Below are 17,206 nucleotides of genomic sequence, written 5' to 3'. Positions count from 1 at the left end.
CCGAAGCCGAACGGACCAACGGGGGGCCACGCCCTCTCGTCGCGGGCCGGTCGGACCCCGTCGGGGGGGACGCATGTTGGGCCGCCGGGGGGGGGGGGGGCGCCCCGACGTCGGTGGTGCGGGGTGGGTCAGGCGACGGCGGCGTCGAGCTCCGCGATCTCCTCCGGGCCGAGGATCAGGTCCGCGGCCTTGACCGAGTCCTGGATGGTCTCGGGGCGCGACGAGCCCGGGATCGGGATGACGACGGGAGCCTGCGCGAGCTCCCACGCGAGCGCGACCTGCTGCGGGCTGACGCCGTGCGCGGCCGCGACCCGCTCGAACGCGCCGTGCGTGTCGCCGAGGGACGACGCCTTCGAGATGCCGCCGAGCGGGCTCCACGGGAGGAACGCGAGGCCGAGCTGCGCGCACAGGTCGAGCTCGGGCTGCGACGAGCGGAACGCCGGGGAGTACTGGTTCTGCACGGACGTCAGGCGCCCGCCGAGCACGTCCTGCGCCTCGCGGATCTGGTCGGGGTTCGCGTTCGAGATGCCCGCGAGGCGGATCTTGCCCGCGTCGAGGAACTCGTGGAGCACGCCGACCGACTCGGCGTAGGGGACCTCCGGGTCGGGGCGGTGGAACTGGTAGAGGCCGATCGCCTCGACGCCGAGCCGCTGGAGCGACGCGTCGAGCGCCTTGCGGAGGTGGTCGGGCGAGCCGTCGACGTACCAGGAGCCGTCGCCGGGGCGCAGGTGGCCGCCCTTGGTCGCGACGAGCACGTCGGAGGAGTCGCCGCCCCACGTGCGCAGCGCCTCCGCGATGAGCTCCTCGTTGTGGCCGACGTCGGTCGCGGTCAGGTGGTACGCGTCCGCGGTGTCGATCAGCGTGACGCCCGCGTCGAGCGCGGCGTGGATGGTGGCCAGGGCACGGTCGCGGTCGGGGCGGCCCTCGATCGACAGGGGCATCCCGCCGAGTCCGATGGCGCTGACCGTGACGTCTCCGAGCTGTCGTGTCTGCATGCGGTCCAGTCTGCGTCGTATCGGTTCGACCGGCAGCGCGAGCGGGGCGGGTTCGCGGGGAGCGGAGCGGGCTGGTGGGTGCGGAGACCCGTCCGGCCGACCGGTTCTCGGTCCTGCTGCTCCCCGGGGTCAGCCGCGGTGCACGGCGAACCGGCGGACGAACAGCCACTGGCCCGGCGTCTCGACCGCGCGCGGGTGGTAGCCGCGGCGCACGTACGCCACGGCCTCCGGCGCCGGCACCCCGTCGAGCACCGCGAGGCACGCGAGCGCCGTCCCGGTGCGCCCGCGGCCGCCCTCGCACGCGACCTCGACGCGCTCGTCGGCGGCCCGGCGCAGGACCTCGCGGAGCGCGTCCGCGGCGTCGGCGGGGTCGCTCGGCGTCCGGAAGTCGGGCCACCGGACCCAGCGCGACGGCCACGGCAACGGGTCCGGTGGACGGGCCAGGAGGTAGAGGCCGGTCTCCGGGTCGGGACCCGCCGGCGACGGGCGCCGCAGACCGCGCCCGCGGACACGCAGGCCGCTCGGCAGCGTGAGGACGCCCTCGCCGGACGGGTCCCAGGTGCTCATGGGCGGACGCTAGCGAGCCGGGTCGACCCGGGGCGAGGGGGCGCTCAGCGTCGCCGGGCGCGGCCGGCGCGCGTCGGGGCGGGGTCGTCCTCGGGTCGTCGCATGAGCGAGCCCATGAGCTGCGCGAGCCGCCGCCGGGTCACGAGGCGGCTCACGGCGACGAACGCCCGGTTCGCCGTGCCGGAGACGACGCTCGGCGGCGGGTTGCGGCGGTCGAGCGTGCGCAGCGCCGTGGTGACGACCTGCTCGACGGTCTGGCGACGCGTCCCGTCGCCGCTGGTCCGCCACTGCGCGACGTCGAAGAACTCGGTCTCGGTCGCACCCGGGGACAGCGCCAGCACCCGCAGCCCGGTCCCGAGCGCCTCGCCCCACAGCGCCTCGGTGAAGCTCAGCACGAACGCCTTCGTCGCGCCGTAGACCGCGAGGTTGGGGTTGCCCTGGTACGCCGCGATGCTCGAGAGGTTGACCAGCACGCCGTTGCCCGCGGCGCGCAGGTCGTCGACGAGCGCGTGCGTGAGCTCGACGAGCGCGAGCACGTTGAGGGTGATCTCCTCGCGCACCCGGTCGGGGTCCTCGTCGTGGAACGGGCTGTGCGTCGCGAAGCCCGCGTTGTTGACGAGGCTCGTGACCCGCAGACCCTGCCGGTCGAGCTCCGCCACGAGGTCGGCGACGGCGGACGGCTCCCCGAGGTCGAGCGCGATCACAGTTGCCCGGACCCCGTGCGCGGCGACGAGCTCGGCGGCGAGCGCGTCGAGGCGGTCCCGCCGCCGGGCGACGAGGACGAGGTCGGAGCCGCGCGCCGCGAGCTGGCGGGCGAACTCGGCGCCGATGCCCGAGCTCGCGCCCGTGACGAGGGTCGTCTGGTCGCGGTAGTCGACTGCGGGCATGGCGGGTCCTCCGGGCGTACGCGGGCTCCTCGGACGCCGGGCGGCGGGGAGCGGTGCTCCCACTCTGCGCGCGCGTGCGCCCGGGGGCACGTCGGCGCGCAGCGCGCGCGTGCGCCGGGCGGCTCCTCGGCGCGTGGGCGGCCCACCCCGCGAGCGGGGCGGCCTCAGCCCAGCAGCTCCTCGAGCGCGCCGCTCGTGAGCAGGTGGTCGACGACCATCGTGCTGGCCCCGAGCACCCCGGCGCGGCCCTTGGTGCGGCTCGACACGATGCGCAGGTGCTGCGTCGCGAGGGGGAGCGAGCGGCGGTAGACGACCTCGCGGATCCCGGCGAGGAGGTGCTCGCCGGCCTCGGCGACGCTGCCGCCGAGCACGATGACCGACGGGTTGAGCATGCTCACGCACGTCGCGAGCACCTCGCCGATGGCCCGGCCGGCGTCGCGGACGGTCCGCAGCGCGGTCACGTCGCCCGCGCGGACGAGGGCCACGACGTCGGCGCTCGTGAGCGCCGGCAGCCCCGCGGCGGCGAGCTCGGCGGCGATGGCCCGCCCGCCGGCGACGGCCTCGAGGCACCCGGTGTTGCCGCAGCGGCACAGCACGTCGCGCCCGCCGGGGACCGCGATGTGCCCGACGTCGCCCGCGGCGCCCTGGGCCCCGCGGCGGATCGCGCCGTCGCTGATGACGCCCGCGCCGATGCCGGTCGCGACCTTGACGAAGAGCAGGTGGTCGACGTCGGCGAACTCGGTGGCGTGCTCGCCGAGCGCCATGACGTTCACGTCGTTGTCGACGAGGACCGGGGTGCCGAGCAGCGCGCCGAGGTGCCCGGCGACGTCGGCGTCGTCCCAGCCGGGCATGATCGGCGGGTTCGTGGGGCGGCCGGTCGCGTGGTCGACGGGTCCGGGCAGCCCGACGCCGGCCCCGACGAGCTCGGACGTGTGCCGCCCGGTGTGCTCGACGAGCTTGGCGGCGATCGTCGCGACGTGGTCCAGCACGGGCCGCGGGCCGTCGGAGATCGCGATGGTCTCGAGGTGCTCGGCGAGGACGGTCGAGGCGAGGTCCGTCACCGCGACGCGGGCGTGCGTCGCGCCGAGGTCGATCGCGAGCGTGATGCGGGCGCCGGGGTGGAACGCGAGCGTCGCGGGCGGGCGGCCGCCGGTCGAGCTGGCCTCGCCCGCAGGGGTCACGAGGCCGGCGGCGAGGAGCTGGTCGACACGCGCGGAGACGGTCGAGCGGGCCAGGCCGGTGAGCTGGCCGAGCTCGGCGCGGGTGCGCGGCTGCCCGTCGCGCAGGAGCTGGACGACATCGCTGAGGTCCCCGGAACGTCGTTCACCTGCACCCATGCGCGCAAGTCAAGCACACGCGCAGAAGTCCGCCGACAGTCAGGCATGTTTTGCTTGACTTCCGGCAGAAGTGGACTAGCGTCCGTCGCATGGTCGATGACGACTCCCGCGGCGGTGCCGGTGCAGGCGATGGGCGCACAGACGGCGCCCACCGAGGCGATGCCCTCACCGGCGGCGCGCTCGCCGGCGGAGCGCTCGCCGGCCGCGCGCTCGGAGGCACGGCCGACGCCCCGCTGCTCCAGATGCGCGGCATCGTCAAGCACTTCCCCGGCGCGAAGGCCCTCGACGGCGTCGACCTCGACATCCTCCCCGGCGAGGTGCACTGCCTCCTCGGCCAGAACGGCGCCGGCAAGTCGACGCTCATCAAGGTCCTCGCCGGCGCGCACAAGCCCGACGCCGGCACGCTCACCTGGCGTGGCGAGCCGCTCGCGGTGACGACTCCCGTCGCCGCCATGCGCGCCGGGATCGCGACGATGTACCAGGAGCTCGACGTCGTCGACGGGCTCACGGTCGCGGAGAACGTCTACCTCGGCCACGAGCTCACGAGCGGCGGCTTCACCCAGCGTCGCCGGGCCCACGCCCGGACCCGCGAGCTGCTCACGCGGCTCGGGCACGGCGACATCCCGCCGCACCGCGAGGTCGGGAACCTCTCCGCCGCGGGCAAGCAGGTCGTCAGCATGGCGCGCGCCCTGTCGCACGACGCCCGCCTCATCGTCATGGACGAGCCGTCCGCGGTGCTGGACTCCGAGGAGGTCGCGAACCTCTTCCGCGTCGTGCGGGAGCTCACCGCGGCGGGCGTCGCCGTCCTCTACATCTCCCACCGGCTCGAGGAGATCCGCCAGATCGGCGACCGGATCACGGTGCTCAAGGACGGCCGCACGGTCGCGTCGAACCTGCCCGTGGTGTCGACCCCGACCCCCGAGCTCATCCGGCTCATGACCGGGCGCGCCGTCGAGCAGGTGTTCCCGGCCCGGCCCCCCGTCGCCCCGGACGCCCCGACGCTGCTCGACGTCGACGGCCTCGCGCTGCACGGGGTGTTCCACGACGTCTCGTTCTCCGTGCGGGCCGGCGAGGTCGTCGGGCTCGCCGGGCTCGTCGGGTCCGGGCGCTCCGAGATCCTCGAGACGGTCTACGGCGCGCGCAAGGCCACCGCCGGGCACGTCCAGGTCGCCGGGAGGCCGCTGCGTCGCGGGTCGGTCGACGCCGCGGTGCGCGCCGGGATCGGGCTCGCCCCCGAGGAGCGCAAGAGCCAGGGCCTGCTGCTCGACGAGCCGCTCTACCGCAACGTCACGCTCTCGACGTTCGGGCGGTTCGCGCGCGGGCCGATGCTCGACGAGCCCGGCGAGCGTGCGGCGGCGCGCGAGCAGATCGCCGCGCTCGACCTGCGCCCCGCCGACCCCGACCGCGCGACCCGCACGCTCTCGGGCGGCAACCAGCAGAAGCTCATGCTCGCCCGCTGGCTCGTGCACGGCTGCACGGTCCTGCTGCTCGACGAGCCCACGCGCGGCGTCGACGTCGGGGCCCGCGCCGAGATCTACGCGCTCGTCCGGGCGCTCGCCGACGCCGGGACCGCCGTCGTCGTCGTGTCCAGCGAGATCGAGGAGGTGCTCGGGCTCGCGCACCGGGTCCTCGTCGTGGCCGAGGGCCGGGTGCTGCACAGCGGCCCCGCGGAGGAGATCGACGAGCACCGCGTCCTCGACCTGATCATGGAAGGAAGTGCCGCGTGAGCGAGCAGAACCCGCCGACCCTGGCGACCGCCGGCGGCGTGCCGCCCGACCCGGAGCACCCGTCGCGCCTCCAGCGCACCGGACCGACGCCCGGCGCCGGTGCCGAGCGTTCCGGCCGCGGCCTCCTGCACGGCGCCGCCGGGCGCAACATCGGCCTCGTGATCGCCCTCGCGGCGCTGTGCGTGGTCGGCGTCGCGACTGCCGGCGACCGGTTCGCGAGCATCGACAACGTCATGACGATCCTGCGGCTCGCGGCCGTGATCGGCGTCCTGAGCATCGGCATGACGTTCGTCATCACGGGCGGCGGCATCGACCTCTCGGTCGGCTCGGTGCTCGGGCTCGCGTCGGTGTGGGCGACGACCCTCGCGACGCAGACGATGGCGCAGGACACGCACTGGATCGTCATGGTGCTCACCGCGCTCGCGGTCGGCACGGTGTGCGGGCTGGTCAACGGGGTCCTGGTCGCCTACGGGCAGGTCGTGGCGTTCATCGCGACCCTCGCGATGCTGGTCGGCGCGCGCGGCCTCGCCGAGGTCATCGCGAACCGTCAGACGCAGATCGTCACCGTGCCGGAGTTCCTCACGGTGTTCCGGGCGGAGCCGCTCGGCGTCTCGGTGATCGTGTGGATCTTCGTGGTCGTCGCGATCGCCGGCTGGGTCCTGCTCAACCGCACGACGTTCGGCCGGCGGACCCTCGCGGTCGGCGGCAACCCCGAGGCCGCGCGGCTCGCGGGCATCCGGATCCGTCGGCACACGATGTACCTGTACGCGCTCTCGGGCCTGACCGCGGGGATCGCGGGCGTGATGATGCTCGCCCGTACGACCGCGGGTTCCTCGACGAACGGGCAGCTCTACGAGCTCCAGGTCATCGCGGCGGTCGTCGTCGGCGGGACGCTCCTCGCGGGCGGGCGCGGCACGATCGTCGGCACCGTGCTCGGGGTGCTGATCTTCTCGACGCTCACGAACGTCTTCACGCAGAACAACCTCTCGATCTCGGCGCAGTCCGTCGCGCAGGGCGCGATCATCGTGCTCGCCGTGATGCTCCAGCAGCGGTTCGCGGCCCGCTCGCGCAGCAGCTGAGCCACCCCCCACCTCGCCCCCCGGGCTCCGCTCCGTCCGAGCGGGCCCGCACCCCCGCACGGCCACCGCAGGAGTCAAGGAGGATTCCCATGTCCGCACGCACCGTCGCCCGCCCCACCCGGCTCGCCGGGACCGGCACCACCCGCACCGCCCGCCGCCGCCTGCTGCTCACCGCCGGCGCGCTGCTCACGACGGCCGGTCTCGTCGCCGGCTGCACGTCCAACGAGCCCGCGGAGGACGACGACGCCCCGCAGGCCGCGTCGAACTCCGGCGGCGAGAACGACGAGTCGGGCGAGACCGTCCGCATCGGCTTCTCGGCGCCGGCCGCCGACCACGGCTGGATGGGCGCCATCACGAAGGCCGCGGTCGACGAGGCCGACAAGTACGACGACGTCGAGCTCATCGTCGCCGAGGCCACCAACGACGTGAACCTGCAGATCAGCCAGGTCGAGACGTTCATCAACGACGGGGTCGACGCGATCGTCCTCCTGCCGTTCGACGGCGCCGCGCTCACCGAGGTCGCGACGGAGGCCATGGAGGCCGGCATCACCGTCATCAACGTCGACCGCGAGTTCTCGAGCCCGTTCGCCGCGCGCACCACGGTCCTCGGCGACAACTACGGCATGGGTGTCAGCGCGGGCACGTACGTGTGCGAGCAGGTCGGCGACAACCCCGACGCGGTCGTCGCGGAGATCGCCGGCATCGACTCCCTCCCGCTCACGCAGGACCGCAGCCAGGGCTTCGCGGACGCGCTCGCCGACTGCGGGCTCGACGTCGACAACCGCGTCGCCGCCGACTTCACCGTGCAGGGCGGTCAGCAGGCCGCCGCGAACCTGCTGCAGGCCGCCCCGAAGATCGACGCGCTGTGGAACCACGACGACGACCAGGGCGTCGGGGTCATGGCCGCGATCGACGAGGCCGGGCGCGACGAGTTCGTCATGGTCGGCGGCGCCGGGTCCGCGAACGTGATGCGCTCGATCGAGGCGGACGACACGGTCCTCAAGGCCACGGTCATCTACCCGTCCACGCAGGCCGCCGACGGTGTCCGGCTCGCCCGGCTCATCTCGCAGAACAAGTCGATGGGCGACCTCGTCTCGGTCTCCGTCCCGCGCACCGTCCAGCTGTACGCGCCCGTCGTGACCAAGGGCAACGTCGACGAGTACCTGCCGACCGCGTTCGAGTCCTGAGCGGCACGTGAGCGGCACGTGAGCGGCACGGACGAGCGGGTCGACGGGAAGGGGAGGGGCATGGCGCAGCACGAGGACGGCAGGCTCGGCGTCGGGATGATCGGGTACGCCTTCATGGGCGCCGCGCACTCGCAGGCGTGGCGCGTGGCGCCCCGGTTCTTCGACCTCGCGCTGCGCCCGGAGATGACGGTCGTCGCGGGGCGGGACAGCACCGCGGTCGAGGCGGCGCGCGCCCGGCTCGGCTGGGGTGCCGCCGAGACCGACTGGCGAGCGGTGGTCGCCCGTGACGACGTCGACCTCGTCGACGTCTGCACCCCGGGCGACACGCACGCCGAGATCGCGATCGCGGCGCTGCAGGCCGGCAAGCACGTGCTGTGCGAGAAGCCGCTCGCCAACACCGTGGCCGAGGCGGAGGCCATGACGGCCGCCGCCGAGGCCGCGGCGGCGAAGGGCGTCCGCGCGATGGTCGGGTTCACCTACCGCCGGGTCCCGGCGATCGCACTGGCCCGCCAGCTCGTCGCCGAGGGGCGCATCGGGCAGGTGCGGCAGGTGCGGGCGCAGTACCTGCAGGACTGGATCGCCGACGCCGAGGCGCCGCTGTCGTGGCGGCTCGACAAGTCCGTCGCCGGGTCCGGGGCGCTCGGGGACATCGGGGCGCACGTCGTCGACCTCGCGCAGCACGTCACCGGCCAGGTCCTCACGGGCGTGAGCGGCCTGCTCGAGACGTTCGTGCACGAGCGGCCCGTCGCCGCCGGGTTCTCCGGGCTGCACGGCTCGGCGGGCACCGAGCGCGGGCCGGTCACGGTCGACGACGCCGCGGTGTTCTTCGGGCGGCTCTCCGGCGGTGGGATCGCGACGTTCGAGGCGACGCGGTTCGCGTGGGGCCGCAAGAACGCGATCCGCCTCGAGATCAACGGCTCGCACGGGTCGATCGCGTTCGACTTCGAGGACATGAACGTGCTGCACCTGTACGACGCGACCGACGAGGCGCGCGTCGCGGGCTTCCGCCGGATCGTCGTGACCGAGCCCGAGCACCCGTACGTGGGGGCGTGGTGGCCCGCGGGGCACGGCCTCGGCTACGAGCACGGGTTCGTGCACCAGGTCGTCGACCTCGTCGGGGCGCTCGCCGCGGGGGAGCAGCCGACCCCGTCGTTCGCGGACGGCCTGCAGGTGCAGCGCGTGCTCGACGCGGTGGAGCGGTCCGCGGCCGACGAGAGCCGCTGGACGTTCGTCGACCCCGGCCCCACCGCGCCCGCGCGTGCGTCCGACGACGGCCTGCCCGGTGCCGTCGCCCCCGAACCGAAGGAGAGCTGACGTGGCACGACCGATCACGCTGTTCACCGGCCAGTGGGCCGACCTGCCGCTCGAGGAGGTCGCCCGGCTGGCGTCCGAGTGGGGCTACGACGGGCTCGAGCTGGCCTGCTGGGGCGACCACCTCGACGTGCGGAGGGGCGCCGAGGACGACGCGTACATCCAGGACCGGCTCGACCTGCTCGAGCGGTACGGGCTCAAGGTCTGGGCGATCTCGAACCACCTCACCGGGCAGGCGGTGTGCGACGACCCGATCGACCAGCGCCACCACGACATGCTCCCGCCCGACGTGTGGGGCGACGGCGACCCCGAGGGCGTCCGGCAGCGCGCCGCCGAGGTCATGCAGCTCACGGCCCGCACCGCCGCGCGGCTCGGCGTGCAGACCGTCGTCGGGTTCACCGGCTCGGCCATCTGGAAGTACGTCGCGATGTTCCCGCCGGTCACCCCGGAGCTCGTCGACGCCGGGTACCGGGACTTCGCGGACCGCTGGAACCCGGTCCTCGACGTGTTCGACGAGGTCGGTGTCCGGTTCGCGCACGAGGTGCACCCGAGCGAGATCGCCTACGACTACTGGACGACGGTGCGGACGCTCGAGGCGATCGGTCACCGCGAGTCGTTCGGCCTCAACTGGGACCCGAGCCACTTCGTCTGGCAGGACCTCGACCCCGTCGGCTTCCTGTGGGATTTCAAGGACCGGATCTACCACGTGGACTGCAAGGACGCGAAGCGCCGGGTCGGCAACGGGCGCAACGGCCGGATGGGCTCGCACCTGCCGTGGGCCGACCCGCGACGCGGCTGGGACTTCGTGTCGACCGGCCACGGGGACGTCCCGTGGGAGGACTCGTTCCGGATGCTCACGACCATCGGGTACGACGGGCCGATCTCGGTCGAGTGGGAGGACGCCGGGATGGACCGGCTCGTCGGGGCGCCCGAGGCGCTCGAGTTCGTGCGGCGCATGGCGTTCCCGCCGCCGACCGCCTCGTTCGACGCGGCGTTCAGCACGCGCTGACGTCGGGCGGAGGGGCCCGACGGCGACGCTGCCGGTGCGGGGGTGGGCGTGGGGCCCGGCGCGGGGGTGCCGGGCCTCACGCGTGCCCGGGCCGTGCGGGCGCGGGCGGCGGGCCGCGGGGGTGCGGGCCGTGCGGGTGCGCGCCGCGGGGGTGCGGGGGCGGTGGTCAGGTCGTGGCGTCCGGCTCCCGTCCCGTCCTCAGGTCCTGGGCCAGCATCACGAGGATGCCGCTCGGTCCGCGGAGGTAGGTCAACCGGTAGACGTCCTCGTAGGTCGCCACGCCACGCAGCGGGTGGCAGCCGTGCCGCGCGGCGACCGCGAGGGCCTCGTCGAGGTCGTCGACCGAGAAGGCCACGCGGTGCATGCCGATCTCGTGGGGCCGCGTCGGTGCGGTCTCGATCGCGTCGGGGTGCAGGTACTGGACGAGCTCGAGGCGGCCGTGCCCGTCCGGCGTCTGCAGCAGGGCGATGCGTGCGTGGTTGCCGTCGAGGCCGACGGCGGTGTCCGCCCACTCCCCGCTGACGGTGTCCCTGCCGAGGATTCTCAGTCCCAGGTCGGTGAAGAAGGCGATCGCCGCCTCGAGGTCGCGGACCGCGATGCCGACGTTCTCGAGCGCGATGGGCATGGGCACCACGCTACCGAGGGCCCGGCGACCGTGGGCGGTCGAGCGGCTCGGCCGCGCCGCCCACGGTCGCCGGTGTGCTCAGCCGAGGAAGACCTGCGCGCAGAGCACCCCGCGGGGGCCCGTGACGCAGCCGATCCCGACGGAGCTGTACGAGCGCAGGATGTTCGCGCGGTGGCCCTCCGAGTTCATCCAGCCCGTCATCATCGCGTCCGGGGTCCGGTAGCCGAGCGCGATGTTCTCGCCGACCGAGCGTGCGCGGCACGCGGTGAGGATCGGCCCGAGCGGGTCGTGCTCGAAGCGGTTCTCGGCGACGAGCACGCCCGCCCGGGCGACGGCCTGCTGCGTCGCGCAGTCCGACACGACGAGCGCGGGCAGGCCCGCGGCGGCGCGCTGCTCGTTCGTGAGCGTGACGAGGGTCGCCGCGTACTGCTGGTCCGTGGTGAGGCCGGGGGTGGTCGGCGCGGGGGTCGCGACGGGGGGCGCCGTGCCGGGCTGCGACGCGGACGGCACGGGGGTGGGCCGGGGGGTGCGCGTCGGTGCCGGGGCCGGGGTGCGGGTCGGTGCCGGGGTGGCGGCCGGGGCGGTGGGGGCCGGCGTCGGCGCGGCGGTCGGGGCGGCCGTCGGGGTCGGGGCGGCCGTCGGCACCGCGGTGGGCTCCGGGGCGATCGTCGGGACGATCGTCGGGGACGGCGTGGCGGTCGGCGCCGGCGTCGGGCGCGGGTGCCCGGGTCGGGGCCAGCGACCGTGACGGTAGCCCGACGAGGCCGACCAGCCGCTGCCGGCGGAGTACGCGGTGTACCAGGCGGCGGGCGAGTGGCCGGGCTGCCAGTCGCGCCCGGCGGTGTAGGCGGCGTACCAGCCGCGTGCGGAGGCCTGCGCACCGGCGCCACCGTCGCGTCCCGGCGCCTCGGACTGCCAGGGCGCGACGGCCCACGCGGACGCGGCGCCGGTGCACAGCGCGAGGGACATGACGACGATCGCCCGGGCGCGGAACCGGTGCCGGCGCGCTCGCGCGACACGCGCGCGGCGGACGTCACGCCGTCGCGGTTCGGTCGGGGTCGTGCTCTGGGTCGGGTTCATCTCCAGCACGTTATAGAACCGTTATCTACCCTGACCGCCCGTTCGGATTGGAGTTCTCTCATCCGGCGGGCGTCGCGGTCGGGGGCGTCGCGGTCGGGCGTCGCGCGCGTGCGACCGTAGACGCCATGACCGCCGACGAGCACGGGCTGTTCCCCGGTAAGCACTTCATCAGCACGGCGCTCGAGGCGCTCGAGACGAAGACCGCGATGTCCGGCGAGCTCGCGCGGCGCTACCTGCAGCGTGCGGGGATGGCCGGGGTCCTCATCGGCATCTTCTACGGCACGTACTTCGCGGTCGTCGCGGCGTTCACCAGCATCGACGTCGGCGCCGGGACCCTCCAGCCGCTCGGGCGGATCGCCGGTGCGCTGGCGTTCGGGTGGGCGCTCGTCTTCATCTACTACACGAAGTCCGAGCTGCTGACCTCGAACATGATGATCGTCTCGATCGGGGCGTACCACGGCCGCACGACGTGGGGGAAGGCGGTGCGGCTGCTCGGGCTCTGCTACGTCGGCAACCTGCTCGGCGGGCTGTTCGTCGCGGTGCTCGTCCGGTTCTCGACCCTCGTCGACGGGCTCGCGCTCGACGTCATGCTCGCGTCCGTCGAGCACAAGCTCGACTACGTCGCGTCGGGGCCGGCGGGCTGGGTCGACCTGCTCGTGCGGGCCGTGCTGTGCAACCTGATGATCAACCTGGCCATGCTGCTGGTCTACAACGGGCTCATCCGGGACGACCTGACCAAGAGCCTCGCGATGATCGTCTCGGTGTTCGTCTTCGCGTTCCTGGGCCTCGAGCACTCGGTCGCGAACACCGTGCTGTTCACGATCGTCGGACTGAAGGAGGGCATCGACGTCGGGCTCGCGGCCGCGAACGTGGGGATCGCGCTCGTCGGCAACTTCCTCGGCGGCGGCGTGCTGATCGGGCTGTACTACGCCTACGTCAACGACGACTCCCGGTACCTGCGGACGCCCGCGGACGGCTGACCGCCGGACGGCTCGGCCCGAGCCGTCCGCGTACGCCCGCCGCACGGGTGGGCGTACGCGGACGCGCCGGTCAGCGGGAGGCCGCGGCGGCGGCGCGGCGGACGAGCACGAACCACACGACGCCGGCGACGACGTGCATGAGCGCGAGCCCGACCTGCGTCCCGGTCGCCGCGTCGACGGTGAACGGCATCACCACGGTGAGCAGGCCGAGGGCGAGGCCGACGGCGGCGAGCGCGCGCCACGCCCGGGCTCCCCACCGGCGAAGCAGGAGCAGCAGCGCCGTCGCCAGCAGGACCGGGACCACGGTCATGACGCCGACCATGACGAACGTGACCTCGGTGGCGGGCGCGTCGGGCGTCTGCTGGACGAGGAAGTCGGCGCCCACGGCGCGGGACACGACGAGGACGAGGAGATTGACGACCACGGCGACGCCCGCGACGGTCAGGCCGGTGCGCCAGGTGGTCGCGGCGGTCACCCGGAGAGGTGCGGACGTGCGTGCGGGGACGGGCGTGACGGTGCTCATCGTTGCGCTCCTCGATGGTTGACATGTTCAAGTATTCGAGAGTTGCGCATGGTGCTTGACCATGTCAACCATCGAGGCGGCCAATATGCTGACCCCATGAGGGACGCGGACCAGGACCCCGGCTGCGGAGGTGGTTGGGCGCCGCAGCCGACGCTGAGCCAGCGCCTGTTCGCGGTCGCCGAGCTCGCGCGCGCGGGATTCGCGGAGACCGTCGGCCGCCACGGGCTCACACCCGTGCAGGCGCGCGCCGTCCTGATGCTCGACGAGCCCATCGCCATGAGCTCCGTCGCCGGCCACCTCGCGTGCGACGCGTCGAACGTCACGGGCCTCGCGGACCGCCTCGAGGCCCTCGGCGTCGCCGAGCGGGTCCCGAGCAGCGACCGCCGCGTCAAGCTGCTCCGGCTCACCGACAAGGGAGCGGCGCTCCGCCGCGACCTCGGGCGCGAGCTCGCCCGGGGATCCGCCGTGACGGACCGGCTCACCGCCGCCGAGCGCGCGCAGCTCGAGGTGCTGCTCGACACGATGCTGACGCCTGACGCCTGACGCCTGACGCCTGACGCCTGACGCCTGACGCCTGACGCCTGACGCCTGACGCCTGACGCCTGACGTCGGGCGGCCATGAGGGGCGCGCGCACGGAGAGAGTCGCGCCGCCGCTACGGTGACCTGCGACCGCCCGGGGCTGCCGGGGGACGCGACCGGGAGGTGCTGCCGTGGACGCTCCACGCCGCCGGCCGACCCTCGACGAGGTCGCCCGCCGTGCCGGGGTCTCCCGCACGGTCGCCTCGCGCGCGGTCAACGGCGGGCCCGACGTCAGCCGGGCCAAGCGGGAGGCCGTCGCCCGGGCCGTCGAGGAGCTCGGCTTCGTGCCCAACGCCACCGCGCGGGCGCTCGCGACGCACCGGGCCGGGGCGGTGGTGCTCGTGGTCGCGGGCGACGACCCCGCGCTGTTCGCCGACCCCTTCCACGCGCGGCTCGTCATCGGGGTCGCCTCGGTCCTCGAGGAGGCGGACCTCGACCTCACGCTGCTGCTCGCCGCGTCGGCGCGGGGCCAGGCGCGGCTCGAGCGCGCGCTGCGGGCGGGGCGGGCGGACGGCTTCATGGTCGTCGCGGCCCGTGCGGACGACCCGCTGACGCGGTTCGCGGCGTCGACCGACCGGCCCGTCGTCTTCGGTGGGCGCCCGCCGCGCGGGGAACCGGGCACGTACGTCGACGTCGACAACGTGGCAGGCGCGCGCCTCGCGACCGAGCACCTCCTCGCCCTCGGGCGGCGCCGCGTCGTGCACCTGGGCGGGCCCGCGGGCCTCGACGCGTCGGCCGCTCGGGAGCAGGGGGTCGCGGAGGCGCTCGCGGGCGCGGGTGCGCCGCCCGCGCCGGTCGAGCGCGCCGACTTCGACGTGGCCGACGCGTCGCGGGCGATGGCGCGGCTCCTCGTAGCGCATCCCGACCTCGACGGCGTCGTGGCCGCGTCCGACAACATCGCCGCGGGGGCCCTCCGGGCGCTCCGTGCCTACGGGCGCTCGGTCCCGGAGGACGTGGCCGTCGTCGGCTTCGACGACCTCCCCGTCGCGCAGCAGACCGAGCCGGCGCTCACCACCGTGCACCAGCCGATCGAGGACCTCGGTCGCGAGCTCGCCGCGATGCTCGTGCGCCTCCTGGAGGGCGGCTCGGCGTCGCCGGTGATCCTCCCGACGCGGCTCGTCGTGCGCGGGTCGGCCCCGGCCGTCGGCGGGTAGGTCGCCGAGCCGATCGCCTCGGACGTCGGTGGGGGGCACCGGGCCGGCGTGCGCTGGCCGGGTCCGCGCTGCCTCTCCGGGTCGTGCCGGTGCCCGTGACGGGTGGCGTGTCGGACCCCGGTGGCAGCGTGGGCGCATGGAGATCACACGTCTGCAGCCGGCCGGGCTCGTGCAGAGCCCGGCGTTCAGCCACGTCGCCGTCGTCCCGCCGGGGGCGACGACGATCTACGTCGGCGGCCAGGACGGCGTCGACGAGACGGGGGCGCTCGTGTCCGGCGAGGTCGCCGCGCAGTCGGTCCGCGCGATGGAGAACGCGCGCGTCGCGCTCGAGGCGGCGGGGGCGACGCTCGCTGACGTCGTGCAGTGGACCGTGCTGCTCGTCGCGGACGCCGACCTGAACGCCGCGTACGGCGCGATCGCGCCGCTGCTCGCCGGGCCCGGGGCGCCGCCGCTCGTGATCGCCGCCCGGGTCGTCGGGCTGGGCGTCCCGGGTGCGCTGATCGAGGTGAGTGCGATCGCCGCGGTGGTCCGGGACTGAGTGCGGGAGCGCGCTCCCGGGGCTCCTGGACGCGTCAGCGGGCTCGGGGGCGGCGGCGCGCTGGAGCCGGCCCGCGGAACGCCGGTGCACGGGACCCCAGGACGCCGCCCACCAGCGCGGGGGCAGGGCCGGGCGGCTCGTCTTGACGGGTGCACCGGGTGAGGCGCAGGATGGCGGCGCAAACTGGAAGCGCTTCCAGTTTGAGCTCGCGCGATCCGCTCCAGCCGACACCGACGTCGGCACGACCCCCGGAGAGTCACCATGGCAACCCCCGCACGCAGGCGGTGGGGCATCGTCGCCCTGACCGTGTGCGCCCTCGCCCTCAGCGCCCTCACCGCCTCGCCGGCCTCCGCGGCCAACGACGTGCTCGACCCGACGACCCGCCTCTACGTTGACCCGCACAGCACGACCAAGGACGCTGCGAAGGCCCTGCGCGGGCAGGCGAAGCGCGACGCCCTCACGCTCAGCCGCATCCCGAGCGCCACCTGGTTCACCGAGGGCACGCCCGCCGAGGTGCGGCACGACGTGCGCACGCTCGTGCGCCGCGCGGGCCACAAGGTCCCGGTGCTGGTCGCCTACAACCTGCCGTTCCGCGACTGCGCGCTGTACTCGGCCGGCGGCGCCGCGGGCGCCGACGCGTACAAGGCGTGGGTCGACGCGTTCGCCGCCGGGATCGGCGACGAGGAGGCCGTCGTCGTCCTGGAGCCGGACGGGCTCGGCGTCATCCCCTGGTACACGACGCTCGACGGTCAGCTCGAGGGCTGCCGCCCCGCGGAGCTCGACCCGGCGACGACCGGGGTCCAGCCGTCCGCCGAGCGCTTCGCGCTGCTGCGCTACGCCGTCGAGCGGATCGCGCAGCAGCCGAACGTCGCGCTGTACCTGGACGGCACCGGGCCGTCGTGGCTCGCCGTCCCGGAGATCACCGACCGCTTGCTCAAGGCCGGGGTGCAGGGCGCCGACGGCTTCTTCCTCAACGTCTCGAACTACGAGCGCACCGAGAACGACGTGCTCTACGGCACCTGGATCTCGCAGTGCCTCGCGTACGCGACCGTCGTGGCGCCCGGCAGCGTCGCGGAGTGCGGGCACCAGTACTGGAGCGGCGGCCCGGCGAACGACTGGACCGGCGCCGTGCTGCGCAACACCGGCATCTGGAGCGACACGGCGGAGGACCCCACGCTCAACACGGCGGGCATCACCTCGCGCTACGAGCTCGTGCTCGGCGGCGTCGAGCCGACGACCCACTTCGTGGTCGACACGAGCCGCAACGGCCAGGGCCCGTGGACCGCGCCGGCGGGGAAGTACACCGACGCGGAGACGTGGTGCAACCCGCCCGGACGTGGTGCCGGCCTGCGCCCGACGACGCAGACGGGCAACGAGCTCGTCGACGCCCTGCTGTGGATCAAGGTGCCCGGCGAGTCCGACGGGCGCTGCCTGCGTGGCACCGCCGGACCGACCGACCCCGAGCGCGGCATCGTCGACCCGGCCGCCGGCCAGTGGTTCGTCGAGCAGGCGCGCGAGCTGGTCGCGCTGGCTCAGCCTCCTCTCCGCTGAGTCGCGTGCACCGCGCCGGCCGCGAGGCTGCGGCGCGACCGAGGGCCTCGGCGGTGAGTGCCGGGGCCCTCGGCCG

17 protein-coding genes are annotated in these 17,206 nt (G+C 74.7%); 10 read left to right on the top strand and 7 right to left on the bottom strand.

The features are described from left to right. Positions 1 to 128: 128 nt before the first annotated feature. The 4 genes from ACWFNE_RS20710 to ACWFNE_RS20695 all read right to left on the bottom strand — a co-directional run bounded on the left by ACWFNE_RS20710 (position 129) and on the right by ACWFNE_RS20695 (position 3,786). Positions 129 to 995, bottom strand: coding sequence for an aldo/keto reductase (locus tag ACWFNE_RS20710; RefSeq protein WP_452124315.1), 867 nt, complete (start codon positions 993 to 995; stop codon positions 129 to 131). A 129-nt stretch (positions 996 to 1,124) separates the two neighbouring features. Further along, positions 1,125 to 1,562: a protein-tyrosine phosphatase family protein gene (locus ACWFNE_RS20705; RefSeq protein ID WP_452124314.1), complete on the bottom strand. Its 438-nt coding sequence runs from the start codon at positions 1,560 to 1,562 to the stop codon at positions 1,125 to 1,127. Positions 1,563 to 1,606: 44 nt separating this feature from the next. Continuing rightward, positions 1,607 to 2,449, bottom strand: a complete 843-nt coding sequence (locus ACWFNE_RS20700) for an SDR family NAD(P)-dependent oxidoreductase (protein ID WP_452124313.1) — start codon at positions 2,447 to 2,449, stop codon at positions 1,607 to 1,609. Positions 2,450 to 2,613: 164 nt separating this feature from the next. Continuing rightward, a complete protein-coding gene (locus ACWFNE_RS20695) occupies positions 2,614 to 3,786 on the bottom strand; it encodes an ROK family protein (RefSeq protein WP_452124312.1) in 1,173 nt (390 codons plus the stop codon). A gap of 242 nt (positions 3,787 to 4,028) precedes the next feature. On the opposite strand from ACWFNE_RS20695, the gene ACWFNE_RS20690 reads away from it, so the two are divergent. The 5 genes from ACWFNE_RS20690 to ACWFNE_RS20670 all read left to right on the top strand — a co-directional run bounded on the left by ACWFNE_RS20690 (position 4,029) and on the right by ACWFNE_RS20670 (position 10,099). Beyond that, on the top strand, positions 4,029 to 5,513 hold the full coding sequence (locus tag ACWFNE_RS20690) for a sugar ABC transporter ATP-binding protein (RefSeq protein WP_452124319.1): 1,485 nt from the start codon (positions 4,029 to 4,031) through the stop codon (positions 5,511 to 5,513). Further along, positions 5,510 to 6,592: an ABC transporter permease gene (locus tag ACWFNE_RS20685; protein ID WP_452124311.1), complete on the top strand. Its 1,083-nt coding sequence runs from the start codon at positions 5,510 to 5,512 to the stop codon at positions 6,590 to 6,592. Before ACWFNE_RS20690 ends, ACWFNE_RS20685 begins: the two co-directional genes overlap by 4 nt. Before the next feature lie 89 nt (positions 6,593 to 6,681). Then, positions 6,682 to 7,779, top strand: coding sequence for a substrate-binding domain-containing protein (locus ACWFNE_RS20680; RefSeq protein ID WP_452124310.1), 1,098 nt, complete (start codon positions 6,682 to 6,684; stop codon positions 7,777 to 7,779). Positions 7,780 to 7,839: 60 nt separating this feature from the next. Continuing rightward, entirely contained in the window at positions 7,840 to 9,093 is a 1,254-nt protein-coding gene (locus ACWFNE_RS20675) for a Gfo/Idh/MocA family protein (RefSeq protein WP_452124309.1), read from the top strand. A gap of 1 nt (position 9,094) precedes the next feature. Next, the gene (locus tag ACWFNE_RS20670) at positions 9,095 to 10,099 is read left to right on the top strand and encodes a sugar phosphate isomerase/epimerase family protein (protein WP_452124308.1); all 1,005 of its coding nucleotides are present in this window, start codon (positions 9,095 to 9,097) and stop codon (positions 10,097 to 10,099) included. A 166-nt stretch (positions 10,100 to 10,265) separates the two neighbouring features. Here ACWFNE_RS20670 and ACWFNE_RS20665 read toward each other — a convergent pair whose 3' ends face one another. Next, a complete protein-coding gene (locus ACWFNE_RS20665) occupies positions 10,266 to 10,724 on the bottom strand; it encodes a VOC family protein (RefSeq protein ID WP_452124307.1) in 459 nt (152 codons plus the stop codon). A gap of 78 nt (positions 10,725 to 10,802) precedes the next feature. Continuing rightward, positions 10,803 to 11,804, bottom strand: coding sequence for a CAP domain-containing protein (locus tag ACWFNE_RS20660; RefSeq protein WP_452124306.1), 1,002 nt, complete (start codon positions 11,802 to 11,804; stop codon positions 10,803 to 10,805). Between the two features lie 125 nt (positions 11,805 to 11,929). On the opposite strand from ACWFNE_RS20660, the gene ACWFNE_RS20655 reads away from it, so the two are divergent. Continuing rightward, positions 11,930 to 12,784, top strand: a complete 855-nt coding sequence (locus ACWFNE_RS20655) for a formate/nitrite transporter family protein (protein WP_452124305.1) — start codon at positions 11,930 to 11,932, stop codon at positions 12,782 to 12,784. A gap of 70 nt (positions 12,785 to 12,854) precedes the next feature. Here ACWFNE_RS20655 and ACWFNE_RS20650 read toward each other — a convergent pair whose 3' ends face one another. Next, entirely contained in the window at positions 12,855 to 13,307 is a 453-nt protein-coding gene (locus ACWFNE_RS20650) for a DUF6069 family protein (RefSeq protein WP_452124304.1), read from the bottom strand. Positions 13,308 to 13,403: 96 nt separating this feature from the next. Here ACWFNE_RS20650 and ACWFNE_RS20645 point away from each other — a divergent pair, with 96 nt between their 5' ends. The 4 genes from ACWFNE_RS20645 (at position 13,404) to ACWFNE_RS20630 (ending at position 17,130) form a co-directional block, all read left to right on the top strand. Next, the gene (locus tag ACWFNE_RS20645; RefSeq protein ID WP_452124303.1) at positions 13,404 to 13,850 is read left to right on the top strand and encodes a MarR family winged helix-turn-helix transcriptional regulator; all 447 of its coding nucleotides are present in this window, start codon (positions 13,404 to 13,406) and stop codon (positions 13,848 to 13,850) included. A gap of 168 nt (positions 13,851 to 14,018) precedes the next feature. Beyond that, positions 14,019 to 15,041, top strand: a complete 1,023-nt coding sequence (locus ACWFNE_RS20640) for a LacI family DNA-binding transcriptional regulator (protein ID WP_452124302.1) — start codon at positions 14,019 to 14,021, stop codon at positions 15,039 to 15,041. A 136-nt stretch (positions 15,042 to 15,177) separates the two neighbouring features. Then, entirely contained in the window at positions 15,178 to 15,579 is a 402-nt protein-coding gene (locus ACWFNE_RS20635) for a RidA family protein (protein ID WP_452124301.1), read from the top strand. Between the two features lie 261 nt (positions 15,580 to 15,840). Continuing rightward, complete coding sequence (locus ACWFNE_RS20630; RefSeq protein WP_452124300.1) at positions 15,841 to 17,130, top strand: glycoside hydrolase family 6 protein; 1,290 nt, start codon at positions 15,841 to 15,843, stop codon at positions 17,128 to 17,130. Positions 17,131 to 17,206 lie beyond the last annotated feature (76 nt).

It is taken from the genome of Cellulomonas sp. NPDC055163 (assembly GCF_053607065.1).
The sequence above is the reverse complement of the archived record's forward strand: the minus strand, read 5'-3'. Positions and strand labels throughout refer to the sequence as shown.

Excerpts from the sequence above, each read along its gene's own strand:
- ACWFNE_RS20705 (WP_452124314.1), bottom strand. The coding sequence starts at position 1,562 with ATGAGCACCTGGGACCCGTCCGGCGAGGGCGTCCTCACGCTGCCGAGC.
- ACWFNE_RS20660 (WP_452124306.1), bottom strand. The coding sequence starts at position 11,804 with ATGAACCCGACCCAGAGCACGACCCCGACCGAACCGCGACGGCGTGAC.
- ACWFNE_RS20700 (WP_452124313.1), bottom strand. The coding sequence starts at position 2,449 with ATGCCCGCAGTCGACTACCGCGACCAGACGACCCTCGTCACGGGCGCG.
- ACWFNE_RS20675 (WP_452124309.1), top strand. The coding sequence starts at position 7,840 with ATGGCGCAGCACGAGGACGGCAGGCTCGGCGTCGGGATGATCGGGTAC.
- ACWFNE_RS20645 (WP_452124303.1), top strand. The coding sequence starts at position 13,404 with ATGAGGGACGCGGACCAGGACCCCGGCTGCGGAGGTGGTTGGGCGCCG.
- ACWFNE_RS20650 (WP_452124304.1), bottom strand. The coding sequence starts at position 13,307 with ATGAGCACCGTCACGCCCGTCCCCGCACGCACGTCCGCACCTCTCCGG.
- ACWFNE_RS20710 (WP_452124315.1), bottom strand. The coding sequence starts at position 995 with ATGCAGACACGACAGCTCGGAGACGTCACGGTCAGCGCCATCGGACTC.
- ACWFNE_RS20635 (WP_452124301.1), top strand. The coding sequence starts at position 15,178 with ATGGAGATCACACGTCTGCAGCCGGCCGGGCTCGTGCAGAGCCCGGCG.
- ACWFNE_RS20680 (WP_452124310.1), top strand. The coding sequence starts at position 6,682 with ATGTCCGCACGCACCGTCGCCCGCCCCACCCGGCTCGCCGGGACCGGC.
- ACWFNE_RS20655 (WP_452124305.1), top strand. The coding sequence starts at position 11,930 with ATGACCGCCGACGAGCACGGGCTGTTCCCCGGTAAGCACTTCATCAGC.
- ACWFNE_RS20665 (WP_452124307.1), bottom strand. The coding sequence starts at position 10,724 with ATGCCCATCGCGCTCGAGAACGTCGGCATCGCGGTCCGCGACCTCGAG.
- ACWFNE_RS20695 (WP_452124312.1), bottom strand. The coding sequence starts at position 3,786 with ATGGGTGCAGGTGAACGACGTTCCGGGGACCTCAGCGATGTCGTCCAG.
- ACWFNE_RS20630 (WP_452124300.1), top strand. The coding sequence starts at position 15,841 with ATGGCAACCCCCGCACGCAGGCGGTGGGGCATCGTCGCCCTGACCGTG.
- ACWFNE_RS20690 (WP_452124319.1), top strand. The coding sequence starts at position 4,029 with ATGCGCGGCATCGTCAAGCACTTCCCCGGCGCGAAGGCCCTCGACGGC.